Source organism: Fulvivirga lutimaris (genome assembly GCF_009711525.1).
Taxonomy (GTDB): domain Bacteria; phylum Bacteroidota; class Bacteroidia; order Cytophagales; family Cyclobacteriaceae; genus Fulvivirga; species Fulvivirga lutimaris.
This window is the reverse complement of record NZ_SMLV01000103.1, coordinates 1-1,810: the sequence shown is the minus strand read 5'-3', so window position 1 is coordinate 1,810 and position 1,810 is coordinate 1. Positions and strand designations below refer to the sequence as shown.

General features: G+C 38.6%; 1 protein-coding gene. It reads right to left on the bottom strand.

The features are described from left to right. Positions 1 to 1,752 (bottom strand): chloride channel protein (locus tag E1140_RS00445; protein WP_155177987.1); only part of this gene is annotated, 1,752 nt, incomplete at its 3' end. Positions 1,753 to 1,810 lie beyond the last annotated feature (58 nt).

Here is a 1,810-nt window from a genome sequence, read left to right as displayed (position 1 = left end):
AATTAATTTAGTCCGATATGTATTGAAAATTCTGGACTTGGATAAAAATCCCTGATACTTTCCATCATCTATTACTGGAAGATTCCATGCACCTGTCTTCTCGAACTTATTCATAACCGATTGCATATTTTCATGAGGGTCAACAAAGGCCGGAGGGCTGTGCATTAAGCTACTTACCTTAACATCATCCCTTTTATCTAGGTCAAACATGATATGGCGGATGTCATCCAAGGTGATAACTCCGAGCAATTCTTCCTTCTCATTTACTACTGGAAATATGTTTCTGGTAGACACCCGAACAAGGTCGACCAGTGCATCAAGATTTTCTTCAGGATGTATTGTCATTAAGTCATGCTCAATGATTTTTGTCAGATCAATCTGGCTCAGCACTTGGCGGTCTTTATCATATTGAATAAGATCTCCGCGCTCTATTAGGTGCTTTGTATATAATGAATGCTTCTCAAAGAATGAGCTGGTAGTAAAAGCAATAGCTGATACAAGCATCAAAGGAACAAACAACTCATATCCACTTGTAATTTCAGCAATTAGGAATATAGCGGTTAGAGGAGCATAAAGTACTCCGCTCATTACCCCGCACATGCCAACCAGTGTAAAGTTACTCGTACTCACATTTCCCCAGGTAATGATGTTGGTTGTCGCAGCAAAAAGAAAGCCTGTAACACCACCAAGAAATAATGAAGGCGCAAAAATTCCTCCACTTCCTCCCGAACCAATTGTTAAAGCAGAGGCAATAGGCTTAATTAAAACTACACCTAAAATGAAGGTCAATAGCAACCAGGCATCCTCTAAATCACCAAAAAATAGTGACCTACTGAAGATCTCACTCTCCTTACCTGCCAACAGAAGTTTGATCGTATCATAACCCTCTCCATAAATAGGAGGAAAAACCAAAATTATAAAGCCTAGTAGAAGTCCTCCTACTAGAGCCTTGCCATAAATATCCTTTACCTTGTTTATCAGCGCCTCAATTTTATATGTCATCCTTGTAAAATATACAGAGACTAACCCACAGACAATTCCTAACAAAATATAAAATGGGGTGTCTGAAGCAGTAAAGCTATCAACAAGCTTAAATGAAAATAGAACGTCATCACCTAGTAACGACAGAGAAACCAGAGCCCCAGTTACTGAAGCGATAAGCAGGGGAATAAACATTGCAATAGTTACATCAGCAAGAATTACTTCCAGGCTAAAAATAACCCCCGCTACCGGTGAGTTAAATATTGCAGATATAGCACCAGCTGCACCGCAGCCAATTAAAAGTGTTCGCTTTTTGTAATTGAGGTGCATAAACCTACCCACATTTGAACCAATCGCAGAACCTGTTACCACAATAGGAGCCTCTAGCCCAACTGAACCACCAAACCCAACCGTCAAAGCACTGGTGAGCATTCTAGAGTACATCTTTGTTCTACGAATTATACTTGAGTTTTTAGAAACATCATAAAGGATTTGGGTAATACCGTGTCCCATTTTTTCCTTTAGTATTACATTGCTTAATACCACAGTGAGTAGAATACCCAATAAAGGAAATGCAAAGTATATATAGTTTTGGATGGAGATTAACTCCCTTAACTGATGCTGGATAAAATGAACGGATTCTTTAAGTATAACAGCAGCTAAACCTGAAATTATCCCTATTAAGCCAGCCAGAATTAGCACAAAATTCTTGTTGCTGATATGCTTAATTCTCCAAACGAGAAATCGTACTAGTGGCGTTTCATGCTTCAAGAGCCTGAGATTTATTTACAGATTTTGGCAAATTTAAAACAATAGCTTTTATAAGGTA